The organism is Pseudomonas sp. M5A4_2d (assembly GCF_053345295.1).
In genome coordinates, this window is the sequence record NZ_JBKEZW010000001.1 from 1,240,932 (window position 1) to 1,258,213 (window position 17,282).

Sequence of the window (17,282 nt, forward strand, 5' to 3'; positions counted from 1 at the left end):
CTGCATGGCAGCCCTGGCGTGTTTCAGGCCAGCAAACGCTGGATATGCTCTTGCAGCGTGTCCAGGTCAAAAGGCTTGGCCAGGATCGGCGCGTTGCGCGTGATCGGGCTGTTGCAGTCGAGAATTTCCTGCGGGTAGCCACTGATAAAAATGACTTTCAGTTCCGGTCGCAACTTGATCGCCGGCTCGGCGATCTGCACACCGGAAATGCCACCAGGCAAACGGTAGTCCGTCACCATCAGGTCCAGGTGCGGCTTGGTCGCAAGGATTTCAAAGGCCTGCTCCCCATCGATCGCCTTCAATACCCGGTAGCCCAGGCCGGCCAGGTATTCACCCAGCACGAACATAATGGATTCGTCGTCTTCGACGATCAGTACGACATCTTGTGCATCTTCACTCATGGGAAGCCTTTGTCCGGTCAATTGCTGCAAGTACGACCATGGGGTCACGCAGAGGTTGCGTCGAGGTGACGATTGATTTCATACCGACGCCTCAAGAGGCAGGCACACCCGAAACAAGGCGCCCTCGCCTATGCGGCTTTCGACCTCGATGGCGCCGCCATGGGCGGTCACGATCTGCTCGGAGATAAACAACCCCAAGCCCAGGCCTGCTGCTACATGGCTGGCCGAAACACGCTCGAATTGCTGGAAAATACGCTTCTGGTTGTCTTCGCTGATACCGATGCCACGGTCACGCACCTCGACGCGCGCCTCACCGTGTGAGGTATACACCCGCACATCCACAGGGCTCTTGGCCCCGTAGCGCAACGCGTTGGTGAGCAGGTTGGTCACCACCTGTTCGATGCGAAACTCATCCCAATTACCCACGACGCCCTCTTCGGCCTCCAGGTCCATGGTCGAGCCCGCCGCGGCCACCTGCGGCGCGAAGTTCTGCACCAGGTTACGCACCAGTTGGGTCAGGTCGAAACGCGCCGGGCGAATCGACAGCTTGCCGGTGCGGATGCGCGACACGTCGAGCATGTCTTCGATCAGGCGAATCAGGCTCTGGATCTGGCGCTCATCGCGGTCGACCATTGCGTGCATCTTGTCCAGCGTAAACGCGGCGGCGTTATCGCGCGCCAGGTGCATCTTGCGCAGCTGGGTTTCCAGGATCAGCCCGTTAAGCGGCGTACGCACTTCGTGGGCGACGATTGACATGAAGTCGTCACGCATGCGCACGGCCTGCTCCAGCTCGGACTGGGTGGCCTGCAGGCGCGTCAGCAACAGTTCCTGCTCACGGCGGCTGCGCTCCAGGGCTTCCACCTGCAGTTTCATGGCCTTGCTCTGGCGATACAGGTCTACGAACACATTGACCTTGCTCTTGACCGCATGGATATCCAGCGGTTTGTGCAAGAAGTCCACGGCACCGCTTTCATAGCCTTTGAAGGCATAGTTGAGTTCACGGCCGGCGGCGCTGACGAACACAATCGGGATATTCTTGGTTTTTTCAGTGCCGCGCATCAGTTCGGCCAGCTCGAAACCGTTCATGCCGGGCATCTGCACATCGAGAATCGCCATGGCGAACTCGTGCTCCAGCAACAGTGACAAGGCCTCGTCGGCGCTCAATGCCTTGAAGACCTGGCGATCCTCGCGCTTGATCAGCGCCTCGAGGGCCAGCAGGTTTTCTGGCAGATCATCGACGATCAGCAGTTTGGCCTGGACAGTACTTAACATGGGGAAGGTTCCAGGGAAGCCAGCAGTGAGCCGATCTGGCTCAACGTTAGAATATGATCAGGTGTATGCAAGGCCAGGGCCGCCAGGGGCATCACGGCGATGCGTGCTTCTGTGGGTTCTTGTACGACGGTGGTGCCACCCGATTGTTTGACGTGGGCAAGGCCGCGCGCGCCATCATGGTTGGCGCCCGTCAGCAGAACCGCCATCAAACCGGTGCCATAGGCATCGGCAGCGGACGCAAACAAATAATCGATCGCGGGTCGGGAATGGTGTACGCGGTCTTCCTGGCTCAAGGACAGGCTGCGATCGTTTTCCACCGACAGGTGATAGCCGGGCCCGGCAAAATACAAGGTGCCCGCCACTATCACTTCCTTGTCTCGTGCTTCTTGCACCGGGATGCGCAAGCGCCGTGCAAAGACTTCGGCCAACTGGCTACGGCGCTCATCCGGCAGGTGCAATACGGCAATGATCGGCACACTGAAGGTACCGGGCAACGTGCCAAAAATACTCAGCAACGCCTCGACACCGCCGGCGGAAGCGCCGACGACGATGGCTTCAATCCCGCTGATCGGGCTGGTTGCGGTGTCGCTCATGATTTTCGGTAGATCCGTTCCTGCTTGACCAAGGGTTCGAACTGCTTGCTGTAAGCGGAAAAATCCAGGGTTTCCTTGCTGCCCAGCACCAGAAAACCGCGATGGCACAGCGACTCATGAAACAACCCGAACGCTCGATCCTGTAATTTTTTATTGAAATAAATCAGCACGTTGCGACATGAAATTAATTGAGTTTCTGAGAATACACTGTCAGTTGCCAAGCTGTGATCGGCAAAGGTGACGTTCTCGCGCAGTGTCTTGTCGAAGATCGCATAATCGTAGGCTGCCGTGTAGTAATCGGCAAATGAACGCTGCCCCCCGGCCTGCTGATAGTTGGCGGTGTAGGCCCGCACATTCTCCAGGGAGAAAATGCCTTGCTTGGCTTTTTCCAGCGATGCCGGATTGATATCCGTGGCATAGATGATCGTGCGCTCCAGCAAGCCTTCTTCGCGCAGCAGGATGGCCATGGAGTACACCTCCTCCCCCGTGCTGCAACCGGCGATCCAGATCTTGATCGACGGGTAGGTCTTGAGCAACGGCACCACCTCCTGGCGGATCGCCAGGAAGTGCGACGGGTCGCGAAACATCTCGCTCACCGGGATCGTCAGAAATTGCAGCAACTGCATGAACGCGGCGGGGTCGTGCAGCACGCGCTCCTGCAGCGCGGAAATAGTGGCGCAGCCAAACTGGTGTAAGGCGTGGGCCACACGTCTCTTGACTGACGCACCCGAGTAGTCGCGAAAGTCATAGCTGTACTTGAGGTAAATCGCCTCGATCAGCAGGCGCAGCTCAATATCGCTGCTTTTATCCAAAAAACTTCGCTCCACTTAAATGCGTTCCATCTTCGGTAGCCATACGCGAATCAGCGAGAACAAACGGTCCAGGTCGATCGGCTTGGCCAGGTAGTCGTTCGAGCCCGCCGCGAGACAACGTTCCTGATCGTCTTTCATGGCCTTGGCCGTCACTGCAATGATTGGCAGCTTTTTCCAGCGCGGGTCCTGGCGGATCAAGGTGGTAGCCTCGTAACCGTCCATTTCCGGCATCATCACGTCCATCAACACCAGGTCCACGTCGTCAACTTCATTGAGTTTGTCGATCGCCTCACGGCCGTTACGCCCGATCACCACCACGGCGCCCTTGTGCTCCAGGGCACTGGTCAGGGCGAAGATGTTACGCACATCGTCGTCCACCAACAGGATCTTGCGACCTTCAAAGACCTTGTCGCGGCTGCGGGCGGTCTTGAGCATCTTCTGGCGGTCATGGGACAGCTGGGATTCGACTTTGTGCAGAAAGAGTGTCACTTCGTCCAGCAAGCGTTCAGGTGAGCGCGCGCCTTTGATGATGATCGAGCGCGAATACTTGCGCAGCTCCGCCTCTTCGTCACGGGTCAGGTTGCGCCCGGTGTAGACGATTACCGGCGGGAACGAGCAGATGTCTTCGGTCGCCATGCGCTTGAGCAGCTCATTGCCGAGCATGTCCGGCAGTTTGAGGTCGATGATCATGCAGTCGTAGATATTGGTGCGCAGCAGGTCCAGAGCGGCCTGGGCGTAGCCTACATCGGTGATTTCAATGTCATCGTCGCCGATCAAGCGGGCAATGCTGTCGCGTTGCAGGTCATCGTCTTCCACCAGCAATACGCGTTTGACCTTCTGGGTCAATTTGGCTTCCAGACGCGCAAACACATCCTTGAGCTCTTCGCGGGTGGTCGGTTTGACCGCATACCCGATGGCGCCCATGTGCATCGCGGCCTCGACGCGATCTTCCACAGAGATCACATGCACCGGAATGTGGCGGGTATTGGCGTGTTCCTTGAGGCGTTGCAGCACGGTCAGCCCGGAATGGTCGGGCAGGCGCATGTCCAACAGGATGGCGTCGGGAATGAACTCCTCGGCCAGGCTGTAGCCTTCATCCGCGCCATGGGCGACCAGGCAGTTGTAGCCCAGCTCGTGGGCGAGGTCGAACAGGATGCGCGCAAAATTGGGCTCGTCTTCCACCACCAGAATACAACGGGTGGTGAACGGTGCCTTGTCGCGATCATCGGCAAAACGCGGGATCTGTTGTGCGTCGGCAATCGGCAACGCAGAGACCACAACAGGCTTCGGTGCAGGCGCTGCGACGACTTGGCGTGGCGGCTCGATCGGCGCGTCGTTCTGCGCGCGTTCCACGTACTGCTCCGGCAACACCAGGGTAAACACGCTACCCTTGCCCGGCTCGCTGGTCACGCTGATATAGCCGCCGAGCAACGTCGCCAGGTCGCGCGAGATCGACAAGCCCAGGCCGGTCCCACCGTAACGGCGGTTGGTCGTGCCATCCGCCTGACGGAACGCCTCGAAGATGCTTTCCTGCTGGTCCGGCGCAATGCCGATCCCTGAGTCCCGCACGGTAAAGGCAATGCCGCCCTCCCCGGCACGAGACACCGAGAGGCTGACCTCACCTTGCTCAGTGAACTTGACCGCGTTGGACAGCAGGTTCTTGAGGATCTGCTCCAGACGCTGGCGGTCGGTAAACAGCATGGTCGGTGAGTCTGCCTGTACCTCAACCTGGAAGCCCAACTTGCGGTCGGCGGTCAGCGGCTCGAACATGACACGCAAGCCATCCACCAGCCGCGCGACGCTGGAGTTTTCCGGCCGCACCTCCAGTTTGCCGGCTTCTACCTTGGAAATGTCGAGGATGTCGTTGATCAGGTTGAGCAAGTCATTACCGGCCGAATAGATGGATTCGGCAAACTTGACTTGTTCCGCGCTGAGGTTCTCCTGAGGGTTCTCCGCCAGCAGCTTGGCCAGAATCAGCGAGCTGTTCAGCGGTGTGCGCAACTCATGGGACATGTTGGCGAGGAACTCGGACTTGTACTTGCTGGAGCGCTGCAATTCGTCTGCGCGGTCTTCCAGTTCGATCTGGGCGCGGTTCAGCTCGACGTTTTTGCGGTCCATGGCATCGCGCTGCTCGGCCAGGGTTTGCGTCTGCGCGGCCAACTGCTCGTTGGTCTGCTCAAGCTCGGCCTGCTGGGTTTCCAGGTGAGCCTGGGATTCCTTGAGAATGCGCGACTGCTCTTCCAGCTCTTCGTTGGCGGTCTTGAGCTCTTCCTGCTGCACTTGCAGCTCTTCGTTGAGTTGCTGGGTCTCGGCCAGCACTTCTTGCAGGCGCTGGCGATAACGGGCAGCTTCGATGGACGTGCCAATATTGCCGGCAATCAATTCCAGCAATTCGACATCACGCTCTTCCAGCGGGCGCAGGAAGCCCAGCTCGATGACGCCATTGACACGGTCGTCGTCGCTGGTCGGCATCACCAGCACACTGCGGGTTGAACCTTCGCCCAGGCCCGAACTGACCTTGAAGTAATCCACCGGCACATCGTCCAGGCGAATCAGGCGATCGAGCTGGGCGGCCTGCCCAACGATGCCCTCGTCGCTGTAGATCGACTGTTCCTGCTGCTCCTGTTCACGGGAGAAGCCATACGTGGCCACACGTTTGAGGCCGCCGTGCTCTTCACGCACATACAGCGCAGCCACCACCGAGCCCATGTACTGGGCGAAGAAATGCAGGATGTTGCGCCCCAGCAAATTCAGGCTGAGTTGCCCCAGGACTTGTTCGGCCAGCTCGGTTTGACCGTTGCGTAACCAAGCCTGCTGTTCCAGGCGCCGGGCGATCTTCTGTTGTGACGCGAGGTTTGCACTGTAACTATCTGATAGAGATACTAAATTCCTCCTGCCGCTGTACGCCAAAAAGCCGCTCAGGCCGAGCACAAAGACCAGGTACAGGGTGACGCTGACCACTGTTGTGCGGGTGACATCTGCGTTGCGGGTGACACGGAACTGCTGCTCCATATCCACCGCATCTGCATATTCCTGGCGAATGGCGTCGGTCAGGCTCTTGCCCCGGCCGGACTTGACCGCCCCGCGGTAATCCCCGCTTTGGCGCTGCAGGTCGATCATCGACTGGGCGTACTTGTTCCACTCGGCCTGCAACGACTCCAGGCGTTTAAGGCGATCCACTTGTTGCGGGTTATCCGCCACCAGTTCCTGCAGATTATGTAAATCGCCGATGATGCGAGGCTTTGCCACTTCATACGGGTCGAGGAAATGCTCATCACCGGTAATCAGGAAACCACGCAAGCCGGTTTCCAGGTCAACCGTCAATTTGGACGACTCATTGAGGTTATTGATGACCCGATCGGTGTGCTCCACCCACTGGATCACCGACAATAGATAGGTGATCAAAACGACAAAAAAAGCCGCGCTGAGCACGCCCACGCCCAGAGGCAAGGCCACGTTTCGGCTCAGGAGTTTACGGAAGCTCTTTTCATCGACAGACGAAGCGGGAGTCATGGGCATGCCTTGGCCAAGTGCGGAAAAAGGGGGAGTTTGCCCGAATACCAGGGCCAAGGGCTACGTTTCTGCGTTGATTTGAAGCAATAGCCTACTCACTGCACGTGAATTTCAAGGTGATTTCGGCCGGTTTCTTCAACTCATTTACACACCTTAAAACAGATGACTGGGACTGGAGCGGAACGGACCTATAAGGTTTTCGCACTCAATATTGCGCCTCAGGAACACGGAAGATCTTTTGGAAGGCGTCTTTTCTGACCCGCCAAGGTAATTCACATGAGCATCACCCACGCTGCACTGCAGCCAGTCGTCACCTCTCACAACCACACTGTCACAGAGCCTGACGTTAAAACGCAAAACGCCTCAAGCACTTCAACAACAACCACTGCCACCGTTCAGACGCCCACTACCAGTTCCTTGCAGCGACTTCTGGCTGACCAGGAAAACCTGAAAAACCTGGCCATCAGGCTGCGCGGGATTGTTCCCTGGGTTAAAGACGGCTTCTCAGCCTCAGACTGGTTGAACAAAAACACACTGCGGCTGCATGAGCATTCGTCCAACGCCTCAGCCCATACCACGCCTCAAACGTTTACCAGCGTCATTACTGACCTCGGTTATGACCTGCCGCGTACGGCGGGTGACTTCACTGCGTTGGCGCAAAAACTGGAGCAAAAAGCCTCATTGCATCCACTGGGAAATTTCGGTGGCGCGCTGTCCTGGCCAATGCCGATATCGCAACACGACCAGAACAGCATCATGAACTTCCTCCACTCACACAACACAGGTCTGCCTGGCTTGCCGTTGCCTAGAGATGGCGACGGCACGCTGGGTTACCTGTTGAGGGGCAGTTCGCTGACGTCTAGCGACCTGCAGGACCCCGGCCTGGCGCTACAAAAACTAATCGACTCACCCAAGGGCCAGGCACTGGGGAAAGCTCTGCAAACGCATCTGAATGGCGCGTCATCGGACATCAGTATTTACGACTATGTATTGGCCGCCATTCATCTTGGACTCGATCAAGAGTCCAGTAGGCATCCCGAACGTAACAAGGTAGCCGGTGTTGTTTTGCATGACTCCTCGTACTGGGGCGCGTCCCCCTCGCTGGCGGTTAAATCCGTGAGCGATCAACTTATTGCCGACAGCAAAGTGACAGCGAGCACCGTTAAACTCGCGACACACCTTCTATTCGCCCGCAATTACCCACAATTTCTCATCAAAGACATCCCGCCCACTGTGACATACGGCAGCACCGTCTGGACGCAACTGACCCTCGCAGTAGCCAAGATCGAAGCGCAGACGCCTGGTCGGGTGCCAAACATGACCTATGCCGAGGTTATTGCCTCCGCAGAATCCATGCCGGCCGACGGCTATGCAGTTCAATCTGCCCAGCGCGAAGCCCTGAGAAATTGGGGCGTGGTCAGTGGCATGCTGGATCTCTTCGGCACCCAACCTTCGGAGCCCGAAATCGAGAAGGTCAGGAATGCCTATAACAATCAGTTGAAAGCATTGACCAACGCTTCTTCGTTGATGCAGACACCTTGGCCCAGTCGAAAGGAGATCGCGCTCAATTGCCTTAAAGCGGAATTTCCGGGGGTTGATCCAGCGGTTTTTGAAGCCAAAGTCTTGAAAGTCCTCCACAAGAACAGCAGTCAGGCGCCCTTCGTTTTCCCCGAGCGGCGTTCCATGCTCGACATCGCGATGGAGGGTGAAAAACTCAAAAAAAATCATAGCTGGGTCACCGACGACACCAGCGTTCCGATCAGTCGTTTCAACGCCTATGTCCAGTCCGATAACTTTCATGCCGCCCGTCTATTCAAAGATGAGTATAAACACACCTTAAGAGCCCAAGCCGATGGGCACCACGACATGGTGAAGTACCTGACCTCGACATTGTCACTGGAAGATCGCAGGAACCTCGATTCCGGCAAACTCGAGTTCTTCCACACCAATGACTACAAGGTGGACATGGATTTCACGTCGCCGCTCGCGCTGGCAAAACGGGGGAATACACTGCATATAAAAACCACTCGCGCGGGTGAGGTGAATATTTATTACCTTGACACCAGTAAGGGCACCTTTGAGAAAGCCAACCACCTGAAAAATAAGTTCACCGAACCTTACAGTGGTGAAAAACTGGATGAACGAAATGCAAATATCGTATCCCGAACGAAACTTTTTGCCTCCCCTTACGCTTGCACGCACGCCGACGAGATAAAGAACCCTCCTGCGATCCCCGACAGCTATAACTCAGACCGCACTTCGTTTATCGCCGATGTCTTCGTCAAATCGCTCGCACTGGATAACGAGGATCTCCTGAACCACGCCAAGGGCGTGACGTCGTTTGACAAAGACCGGTCGTTGAACGCGGCGATTGGTGAGTTCTTTCTCAACCTGATTCCGCTTCGGTCTGCCATCGTCAATTTCCAAAATCACAAGATCGGTGAGGGGTTATTTGACCTGTTCTTTGACGTCGTTGGACTGGTCACACTTGGCGCGGGTAAGGCCGCACAAACCACAAAAATCTTGGGTACAGGCCTACACGCAGCCACCAAGGCCGTGAAAACGGTCAAGTTCATTGGCGTGGCCGCCATTGAGGCACTCAATCCACTCAGCGGTCTGGGCGATTTGGTAGCGGGCGCCGGCAAACTGATTCAAAAAGGTGTTAGCACCCTCAAGGGGGCGGACGGCAGTTACGATCTGCTCAAGGCGGCCAGTAAAAGCAATGGTGTCGTTGCAACGGGCACCTACAAAGTTGCAGAAAATACCTTCGAAGGCGGTGCAGTACTGAGCGATGGCAAATGGTATGCCTACAACCCCGTCAATGGCCGCCCCTATGGCCCGCCGCTTCCCGTGTTTACGGCCCAAAGCATAGCCATGGGTGGCGCGATGCAAGAGTTCAAGATACTGGGTACCGGCCTGGGCATGTCCGTAGACCAGACAAAACGGGGCCTTCGCCTGACGCTGGATGCCCATGGCATTGTACCTGCAGGGCATAACTCCGCAGTCATGGCGGTGAATGGCACGCACATAACCCCTAATGAGTTACTTGATCTACTCAAAGCACAGAACGTTAACCTGAGCAAATACAGCGAAATTCGGTTAACCATGTGCTTTTCCGGCACCGGCGGCGGCCAATCATTTGCCGCGCAGTTTGCCAAACTCACCAAGAAACCCGTTGAAGGATTCGAGGGAATTATGCAGGTCAATAATTCTGCAGTGGACGATCTGGCTGCGCGGGTATTCACGAATAAAGCCCGCCAGCGGGATTATATTGATGACACCCTCATTGGACAAAAGCACGAGGTCGTTAAGTACACCATGACCGGCATCAATGCGGACGGTCGAGGTATCTACACGCACAGTTCAAACTACAACCCGGTTCGTTTTGACGCTCAGGGAATTGCGACCACTTCCAAGCCGCCTCGAGCCCCTTACACGGGCGACAGGATCGAGCGTCCTGCCATTGAGCTTCCTCGAAAAAACAGCCAACCCTCGAATTTTGATTTCGACGATTACGACGATCTCACTTGATCGACAGGCTTGAAATGAACGCCCGGCCTGCTGCACTTACCGGGCGTTCACTTGGCTTTGGGCGGGGGCGCTGACTCGCAGGGCGGGACATTGCAGCCCATTAGCGGCACAATGTTTTGATGTCGGGGGAACTTACCTCGATCGACAGGACTCAGGAATGAGAATGGTCGTTAAATGACTAAAGGCCTGCACTTCCAACTCATCAGGAATTTTCCCTATGTCCGCTGCCCCCTCCACCCTCCTTGTAGTCGAAGACGACGCCATCGTGCGCATGCTGATCGTCGATGTACTCGAAGAATTGGAGTTCACGGTAGTAGAAGCGGCGGACGGGGAAGCAGCCCTGGTGATCGTGGAAAACACCGATCAGGTGATCGACCTGATGATGACCGATGTCGGCCTGCCTGATATGAATGGAAAAGACTTGGCGAAGAAGGTGCGTGAGCTGCGCCCTGCTCTGCCAATCCTGTTTGCCAGCGGCTATGCCGACAGTATCGATGTGCCGCCCGGCATGCAGGTGATCGGCAAGCCATTCTCTATCGATCAACTGCGCGACAAGGTCAAATCGATGCTGGCTGATCGTCTGAACTGACGTTGACGCTGCCCATTCGCGGCAGCACGCTCCTCATTTTTGTAGCCCTGGCGAACATCATCGGCCCATCGCGGCTATTGCGAGGGCCGCTCTGCGCCTCAACACCTGCCCTGACCCGCATGACGGCTATAGTCTCAGTTCACCTTGTTTGCAGGGATTAACGTGACGTTCGGCCAATAAAGCTAGACACTCAGCACTTTGATCCCACGCCCTTTATAAAGCACTCTGGAAGGACGCAACAACATGATTGGAAAACCGACGCGCCTGCTGTTGGCGAGCCTCTCGATTCTCATGAGTACCGGCGCCTGGGCCGATTTTACGGCAACCCCTGCCGAAGCCCGGGCCATTGCCAAGGAAGCCTACTTATATGGCTACCCGGTAGTGGCGATGTACAAGAGGCTTTACACCCAGGCCGTTGATAAAGGCGGTGCCAAATTCAAGGCGCCGTTCAACCATATCGCTAATACCGCCCAGGTCTTCACGCCCAAGGACACGGCGTTCGCCACCCCGAACGCAGACACGCCCTACTCGTTCGTGTGGATGGACCTGCGCAAAGAACCTCTGGTACTGACCCTGCCGAAGATCGAAGACAACCGTTACTACTCGGTGCAGTTGATCGACCTTTATACGCAGAACATGGCGTACCTGGGCACCCGCAGCACCGGCAACAATGGCGGCCACTACATGATTGCCGGCCCGGACTGGAAGGGTCAGCAGCCGGTTGACATCGACCGAGTGGTCTACAGCGAAAGCAACATCGCCTACGCCTTGTATCGCACGCAATTGTTGGACGACAAGGACCTGAACAAGGTCAAGCAGATTCAGAACGGCTACAAAGTGCAGTCGCTGAGCAGCTATGTAAAACAGCCTGCACCGGCTCCGGTGCCGAAGATCGAATGGCCCAAGCCTACGGCGACCATGACCGAAGGCCCGCAACTGTTTCGCTACCTGAACTTCATGCTGGCGTTTGCCGCGCCCCAGGACAGCGAAAAAGACCTGTTGGCACGCTTTGCCAAGATCGGTATCGCCCCTGGCGCGCCGTTCAAGGTCAAGGCATTGACCGTCGAACAGCGCAAGGCGCTGGAAGATGGCATCGCCGATGGCCGGGCTGAGTTTGCGGCATTCAAGAAGGACAAGATCGACACTCATCAAGTGTCCAGCAGTGACCTGTACGGCAGCCGCGATCGCCTGAAAAACAATTACCTGTACCGCTACGCCGGGGCCGATCTGGGGATTTTCGGCAACTCCCCTGACGAAGCCATTTACCTGAACTACGCCGTTGACAGCGAAGGCAAGCCGGCCAACGGCGCACGCCACAGCTACACCGTGCACTTTGACAAGGATCAATTGCCGCCGGCCGATGCGTTCTGGTCGCTGACCATGTACGACGCAAAGACCAAGCTGCTGGCGCCCAACCTCAAGAAACGCTACCAGATCAATTCGCGGATGCTGCCCGACCTCAAGCTGGACGCCGACGGCGGCCTGACCCTGGCATTACAGCACCACGAGCCGCCCAAAGCCGAACAGAACAACTGGTTGCCGGCCCCGCCCGGTCCGTTTTATGCCGTACTGCGGATTTACCTGCCCAAGCCCGAAGCGACTCAATGGCAGTTACCACCGCTGACACCGCTCAAGTAACACCCGGTGCCCGGCCGAAACCTCGATTCGGCCGGGTACGTCCCTCCTCGATGATAAGTGCGCCGCCCTGCCCCGCTATAACAACCCTGGCGCAGGGAATGCGTCGAACCCTCAGCGGTTTTTCAGCTTCACATAAGACTGATACACGTCCGACGCCCAGCCATCGATAACGCCTTTAACGTCATCCGCCTTCATCACTTGAGCGTCGTTGGACAAGGGCTTGCCGGTGCCTTTGCGAACCACCTGTGCGAGCACCTTGCCAGTCGCGCCATCCAGAAACTGCGCCTCAGTGCCCAGTGTCGTCTCCTGATCACGAATACCGGCTCCGGTACTCACCGCCGCCACCACCAAGGCCACGGGAATGTACTCGTAAGGCTTGAGGCTTTCGGTCTTGCTGCTCACGGCGGTAATGGCTGCGCGCAGCACGATCACGCCCGGGCCGGGGGCATTGGCCACCTGCATTGACTTGCTCAGCTCGCGCGTGAGCGCTGCGGTGTAGTAACTGTTGATACCGTTCAGGGTGCTGGCCGGAATTTTGGCGGTGGCCTGGGGTTTGGGATAGAACTGGGTGGGTTCGATGTACACCGCGGTGTAGCGCTTGAGGTCCAGGTTGGGATCGACCCAGCGCATCACCTGGGCGCCCGAGGGCGACTTGGCCTCTTTAAGTTGGCTGTAGTCCGAGAGAAAACCGGAATACTCGTCCGGCTGGGGGGCCTTTGAGGCACACCCGGACACTGCGACAGTAGCGACGCACAGCGCACTGACCATTAGCCTTAGTTTCATCATTGAACTCCCTGGCGACCATCATTGAAACAACGAGCCCTATGTATAGCCAATGCAGAAGGAGTTTGCTCAGCCGCGTTCGCGCGGGATCAGGCTTTGTAACTGCGCGGCCAGGAAGTTGGCGTCGAAGGCGAAGGTGTCCGGGTCTTTCAGGCCGTTGGTTTTCTTCCACAGCCAGTCCTGTTTATCCGGCGGTAGCACCAGCGAGATACTGCCGTGCCGAGCAGCGGTCAGGCCTATCACCGAGACGGAAATCAAGCCGCCTGCGCCCATGACTTCCGGCACGAACTCAACGGCTTTGCCGGTGATCTGCACGGTAAGTTTCTCGGTTTTGAAGGTCGAACTCTCGACCGGCAGGCTCGGGCTGCTGGCGACATACGCTTCGCGATGGACGTCCAGCAGGCCGACGGTCTTGACCGGCTCCAGCCACTGTTCAATCTGCCCGAACAACTCACCGAGCTTTTGCGCCCAGCGCGCCGACTGCACGTCGAATTGCTGTTTCTTGTGCGCTTCGCTATCGGCGTAATGACGAAGCATCTCGCCCAGTTGCTGTACATCGTCCATTGCAGATTTCCTTGGGTGAGCCAGGTTGCGAAGTAAGATCATGGCAGAAGTGGCGGCTCGCCGTATGGCTTAAAACTGCTCCGGTCATTTAGCGGGTAACTGCATATGACTAATCCGCAGGCGGTGAGTAAGGTAACGCGACATTCCTTGTCAGGAGCTTCGCATGCGTACCATTGGCCTAATCGGCGGCATGAGCTGGGAGTCCAGCGCCGAGTATTACCGCATCATCAACCAACGCGTGCGCGACCAACTTGGCCCACTGCGCTCTGCGCAATTGTTGATGTACAGCGTGGATTTCGGCCCGGTGGAACAGGCTCAGCATGCCGGCCGCTGGGATGACGCCGCGCTGATTCTGGAAGATGCCGCGCGCCGCCTGCAAGCCGGCGGTGCCGAGTGTGTGGTGCTGTGTACCAACACCATGCATTTGGTGGCGCCGCGCATTGAAGCGGCGGTGTCGATTCCGTTTCTGCATATTGCCGATGCCACCGGGGCTGCGGCCGTTGAGCGCGGCACGCTGACGGTCGGCCTGCTGGGCACTGCGTTCACCATGGAACAGGATTTTCTCAAAGCGCGCCTGGCCGCCCAGGGCTTGACCGTGCTGGTGCCCGACGCGGACGAACGCCAGGCCGTGCACCGGATCATCTATGAGGAGTTGTGTGTCGGGATGATCAACCAGGCTTCACGCCAGGTCTATCAGCGCGTAATCGCCACCCTGGCCGCACGGGGTGCCCAGGCCATCATCCTCGGGTGCACGGAAATCGGCCTGCTGATCAAGCCTGAACACAGCGACCTGCCGCTGCTGGACACCACCGAGCTGCATGCGCAGGCCGCGGTGGCGTTTGCGCTGGAGGATTAAGCCGATTTGCGCAGGCGCGCCATGCTCAGGGTGTCGACAAAGACACCGTCACGCAGGGCGTAATCGCGCAACCGACCTTCAACTTCGAAGCCGAACTTGCGGTACAGGTTATGCGCCGCCTCATTGTCGGCGTACACCGTGAGTTCCACGCGGTGCAGGTTCATCCAGTTGTCGGCCACATCCAGCGCGGCCGTCAACAACCTGGAACCCACACCCTTGCCCTGCCAGGCCGTCGCCACGCCCATGCCGAACGAACCGACGTGGCTCTGGCGTACGCGCAGGTACTGTTCCATGCCGAGCTGACCAATCACCTCGCCGCCATGTATCGCCACCAGCTGTAGCCGGCGCTCGTTATCCATCACCAACCGCTTGCGCCAGGCCTCGATCGACTGAAAAGGCATTTGCAGCACCTGACGACACACAGCCGGTTCGTTATAGAGCGCAGCCACACCTTCAAGGTGGGCTTCGGTAAAGCGCTGGATCACGATGTGGGGTTCAGGCGTGTGCATTGTGTTTCATCCTTTGAAAGACAAGTGGCAGGCCAGTGTAGGGGCAAACCAGCTTCTCTGACGAGCCCGGAATCCTCCCGCAAATCAACCGGCTATATCCTGCATCTGTACGATAGCGATCGCACCCGGCAGCGCGGATACTTGGCGTAGGCCCTGCCACGTCAATCCAACGTTTCGGCCTTTAACCCTGTGACGAAAACAACAAAAAAAGTCCCACAGAGGAACGCCCATGAATCGTCTTGATCCCTCGGGCCTGTTACAGGCCTTCAGCACCCTGACCCTGGATTTGCAGCGACTGGCCCAGCGCCAGGACATCGAACATTTTCAGCAGCATGCACTGACGCGTATCAGCCAGTTACTGGCGTTTGACAGCGCCTGGTGGGGGCGCGCGGCGCTGATAGGAGGCTTGCCGGAAGAGCACAGCAGCTATCTGTACCAGTTGCCGCCGGGCTATTTGGACGACTGGCAATCGATCCGCCATATGGATGTGACGATCAAGCAGGTACATGCGGCGCCAGGCCAGGCCGTCATCATCGACATGCGCGACTGCGCCAGCGGCGCCGGCTTGAATTGGCTCGGCGAACGGCACGGGATCGGCGAGTTGTTGTGCGTCATCCATGTCGACCCGCTCACTTGTCTGAGCGATCACCTGACCTTGTACCGCAAGCCTGCGGCTGCGAAATTCAACGAGCAGGACTGCCTGCTGCTCAACAACCTGATGCTGCACTTGGTGGCGGCGGTTTCGGCGAACCAGATCCGCGCCCTGGTGGCCATGCGCGAAACGCTCACAAGCCCACGCAATCTCGCGCTGGCGGTGTGCGGCCCGCGCGGCGTCCTGCAGTGCGCCGAGCGCGGCTTTACCGATTTACTGCTCAGTGAATGGCCGCAATGGAGCGGCCCTACCCTGCCGGTGGCCCTGGATGAGCGCGGCTACGAGGGCAAGCAGATCCACATTGAGGTTTCGGCGGTGGGCGATCAGTTTCTGCTGGCGGCGCGCATCAACCGCGCCCTGCCCCAGCTCAGCCCAAGGGAAAACGACGTCGCCCAAGGCTTTGGCGAGGGCAAGACCTATAAGGAAGTCGCCCGCGACCTTGGCCTGTCGCCCAATACCGTACGCCATCATATTCGCGCTATCTACACCAAGCTCGGCGTCAAGGACAAGGCGCGTATAGCGCACTTGGTGCACGCCCCACCCGACTGATCCACACCGCTTTATCGCAGCGTTTTGCACTGTCGTTTTGACGGTCACGGGTTTCTTTTGCCCATTTTTTACCCCTGCTGCACTCGCCCTGACACTCCATTTAAGAGACACCTCGCCATGACCCCAACAACCGTGCGTAACCTGACGGTGCTGCTCGGCGGCACACTGCTGTGCCTCGATAGCCGGGCTGCCGACCTCAATGCCCGCGACTTTTTCAGCGCACCGCCAGGCACCAGCCTGGGCGTGCTGTACTTGCCTGCGACGCGTGCCGGAAATTTCCACGGGCCTGCCGATACCACCGGCAAGGCCGACCTCAGGGTGAACGCCCTGGCATACCGCCAAGTGTATTTCACCGACGCCTGCGGCACGCTGTGCACGCCGCAAGTCATCGTGCCCTTCGCCGACATCAATGCGCGCTTGCCAGGCGCCAGCCAACGCACCGGCGAAAGTGGGCTGGGCGATCTGCAAGTGGGCGGCACCGTGTTTTTCATCAACGACCCGGCCTCTCGTACCTACAGCGGCCTCTTGAGCCTGATCACCGTGCCGGTGGGCGAATACCACAGCAACAACCCGGACGTGTCTGCGGGCGCCAATCGCTGGGGCGCAACCTTTGTCTACAACTACACGCGAGGCATCGGCGAAAAATGGGTGCTGGAAGCCAATCTGGAAGCCCAGCTCTACGCCCCCAATGACGACTATTTCGGCAGCCAGCTCAAGCAAGCCCCGCTGTATCGCCTGCAAGCATTTGCCTCCTACGACTTCAGCCCCGCCACTTACGGTGCGTTGCGCCTGATCCAGGCCGACGGTGGGGCGCTGCGCCTCAACAACCGTCAACTCGACGACACCCACAAACGCTACACCCAGGTCGGGTTCGAGGTCGGGCACTGGCTCGACAAGCAGAACCAACTGATGTTCGGCCTTTCGCAAAATGTCGCCGCGTCCAACGGTTACGCCGGAACCGATGCGCTGTTGCGCCTGGTCCACGTGTTCTGACGCGCTTTCCCGAGCCCCTTTTCCCGG

At 58.0% G+C, this 17,282-nt stretch carries 14 protein-coding genes; 6 read left to right on the top strand and 8 right to left on the bottom strand.

What is annotated here, in order from left to right; genetic code table 11:
* Positions 1–23: 23 nt before the first annotated feature.
* From ACLBW8_RS05665 to ACLBW8_RS05685, 5 genes are all read right to left on the bottom strand, one after another.
* A complete protein-coding gene (locus ACLBW8_RS05665) occupies positions 24–401 on the bottom strand; it encodes a response regulator (RefSeq protein ID WP_003217591.1) in 378 nt (125 codons plus the stop codon).
* Positions 402–479: 78 nt separating this feature from the next.
* Positions 480–1,673: a hybrid sensor histidine kinase/response regulator gene (locus tag ACLBW8_RS05670; RefSeq protein WP_447804830.1), complete on the bottom strand. Its 1,194-nt coding sequence runs from the start codon at positions 1,671–1,673 to the stop codon at positions 480–482.
* Positions 1,667–2,266, bottom strand: coding sequence for a chemotaxis protein CheB (locus tag ACLBW8_RS05675; RefSeq protein WP_447804831.1), 600 nt, complete (start codon positions 2,264–2,266; stop codon positions 1,667–1,669). The genes ACLBW8_RS05670 and ACLBW8_RS05675 overlap by 7 nt, the downstream gene beginning before the upstream one ends.
* Complete coding sequence (locus ACLBW8_RS05680) at positions 2,263–3,093, bottom strand: CheR family methyltransferase (RefSeq protein ID WP_208604435.1); 831 nt, start codon at positions 3,091–3,093, stop codon at positions 2,263–2,265. The genes ACLBW8_RS05675 and ACLBW8_RS05680 overlap by 4 nt, the downstream gene beginning before the upstream one ends.
* Positions 3,094–6,591: a response regulator gene (locus tag ACLBW8_RS05685; RefSeq protein WP_447804832.1), complete on the bottom strand. Its 3,498-nt coding sequence runs from the start codon at positions 6,589–6,591 to the stop codon at positions 3,094–3,096. It abuts the gene before it with no gap.
* Positions 6,592–6,867: 276 nt separating this feature from the next.
* On the opposite strand from ACLBW8_RS05685, the gene ACLBW8_RS05690 reads away from it, so the two are divergent.
* The 3 genes from ACLBW8_RS05690 to ACLBW8_RS05700 all read left to right on the top strand — a co-directional run bounded on the left by ACLBW8_RS05690 (position 6,868) and on the right by ACLBW8_RS05700 (position 12,349).
* On the top strand, positions 6,868–10,122 hold the full coding sequence (locus tag ACLBW8_RS05690; RefSeq protein ID WP_447804833.1) for a hypothetical protein: 3,255 nt from the start codon (positions 6,868–6,870) through the stop codon (positions 10,120–10,122).
* Between the two features lie 217 nt (positions 10,123–10,339).
* On the top strand, positions 10,340–10,711 hold the full coding sequence (locus ACLBW8_RS05695; protein WP_262664759.1) for a response regulator: 372 nt from the start codon (positions 10,340–10,342) through the stop codon (positions 10,709–10,711).
* Positions 10,712–10,954: 243 nt separating this feature from the next.
* Complete coding sequence (locus ACLBW8_RS05700; RefSeq protein ID WP_447804834.1) at positions 10,955–12,349, top strand: DUF1254 domain-containing protein; 1,395 nt, start codon at positions 10,955–10,957, stop codon at positions 12,347–12,349.
* A 111-nt stretch (positions 12,350–12,460) separates the two neighbouring features.
* Here ACLBW8_RS05700 and ACLBW8_RS05705 read toward each other — a convergent pair whose 3' ends face one another.
* The gene (locus ACLBW8_RS05705; RefSeq protein WP_447804835.1) at positions 12,461–13,132 is read right to left on the bottom strand and encodes a DUF3313 domain-containing protein; all 672 of its coding nucleotides are present in this window, start codon (positions 13,130–13,132) and stop codon (positions 12,461–12,463) included.
* A gap of 69 nt (positions 13,133–13,201) precedes the next feature.
* Positions 13,202–13,696, bottom strand: coding sequence for a hypothetical protein (locus tag ACLBW8_RS05710; protein WP_128589232.1), 495 nt, complete (start codon positions 13,694–13,696; stop codon positions 13,202–13,204).
* Between the two features lie 163 nt (positions 13,697–13,859).
* On the opposite strand from ACLBW8_RS05710, the gene ACLBW8_RS05715 reads away from it, so the two are divergent.
* A complete protein-coding gene (locus tag ACLBW8_RS05715; protein ID WP_447804836.1) occupies positions 13,860–14,552 on the top strand; it encodes an aspartate/glutamate racemase family protein in 693 nt (230 codons plus the stop codon).
* On the opposite strand, the gene ACLBW8_RS05720 is transcribed toward ACLBW8_RS05715, so the two are convergent.
* Positions 14,549–15,061 (bottom strand): GNAT family N-acetyltransferase, encoded by a 513-nt coding sequence (locus tag ACLBW8_RS05720; RefSeq protein ID WP_447804837.1) that lies wholly within the window; start codon positions 15,059–15,061, stop codon positions 14,549–14,551. The genes ACLBW8_RS05715 and ACLBW8_RS05720 overlap by 4 nt on opposite strands.
* A gap of 229 nt (positions 15,062–15,290) precedes the next feature.
* On the opposite strand from ACLBW8_RS05720, the gene ACLBW8_RS05725 reads away from it, so the two are divergent.
* Together ACLBW8_RS05725 and ACLBW8_RS05730 are read left to right on the top strand one after the other, a co-directional pair.
* Entirely contained in the window at positions 15,291–16,262 is a 972-nt protein-coding gene (locus tag ACLBW8_RS05725) for a helix-turn-helix transcriptional regulator (RefSeq protein WP_447804838.1), read from the top strand.
* A gap of 117 nt (positions 16,263–16,379) precedes the next feature.
* Positions 16,380–17,255 (top strand): transporter, encoded by an 876-nt coding sequence (locus ACLBW8_RS05730; protein ID WP_447804839.1) that lies wholly within the window; start codon positions 16,380–16,382, stop codon positions 17,253–17,255.
* Positions 17,256–17,282 lie beyond the last annotated feature (27 nt).

What these genes read in the sequence shown, in the direction of transcription:
- ACLBW8_RS05685 (WP_447804832.1), bottom strand. Translation starts at nt 6,591, where the DNA reads ATGACTCCCGCTTCGTCTGTCGATGAAAAGAGCTTCCGTAAACTCCTG.
- ACLBW8_RS05665 (WP_003217591.1), bottom strand. Translation starts at nt 401, where the DNA reads ATGAGTGAAGATGCACAAGATGTCGTACTGATCGTCGAAGACGACGAA.
- ACLBW8_RS05705 (WP_447804835.1), bottom strand. Translation starts at nt 13,132, where the DNA reads ATGAAACTAAGGCTAATGGTCAGTGCGCTGTGCGTCGCTACTGTCGCA.
- ACLBW8_RS05675 (WP_447804831.1), bottom strand. Translation starts at nt 2,266, where the DNA reads ATGAGCGACACCGCAACCAGCCCGATCAGCGGGATTGAAGCCATCGTC.
- ACLBW8_RS05725 (WP_447804838.1), top strand. Translation starts at nt 15,291, where the DNA reads ATGAATCGTCTTGATCCCTCGGGCCTGTTACAGGCCTTCAGCACCCTG.
- ACLBW8_RS05695 (WP_262664759.1), top strand. Translation starts at nt 10,340, where the DNA reads ATGTCCGCTGCCCCCTCCACCCTCCTTGTAGTCGAAGACGACGCCATC.
- ACLBW8_RS05715 (WP_447804836.1), top strand. Translation starts at nt 13,860, where the DNA reads ATGCGTACCATTGGCCTAATCGGCGGCATGAGCTGGGAGTCCAGCGCC.
- ACLBW8_RS05670 (WP_447804830.1), bottom strand. Translation starts at nt 1,673, where the DNA reads ATGTTAAGTACTGTCCAGGCCAAACTGCTGATCGTCGATGATCTGCCA.
- ACLBW8_RS05690 (WP_447804833.1), top strand. Translation starts at nt 6,868, where the DNA reads ATGAGCATCACCCACGCTGCACTGCAGCCAGTCGTCACCTCTCACAAC.
- ACLBW8_RS05710 (WP_128589232.1), bottom strand. Translation starts at nt 13,696, where the DNA reads ATGGACGATGTACAGCAACTGGGCGAGATGCTTCGTCATTACGCCGAT.
- ACLBW8_RS05730 (WP_447804839.1), top strand. Translation starts at nt 16,380, where the DNA reads ATGACCCCAACAACCGTGCGTAACCTGACGGTGCTGCTCGGCGGCACA.
- ACLBW8_RS05720 (WP_447804837.1), bottom strand. Translation starts at nt 15,061, where the DNA reads ATGCACACGCCTGAACCCCACATCGTGATCCAGCGCTTTACCGAAGCC.
- ACLBW8_RS05700 (WP_447804834.1), top strand. Translation starts at nt 10,955, where the DNA reads ATGATTGGAAAACCGACGCGCCTGCTGTTGGCGAGCCTCTCGATTCTC.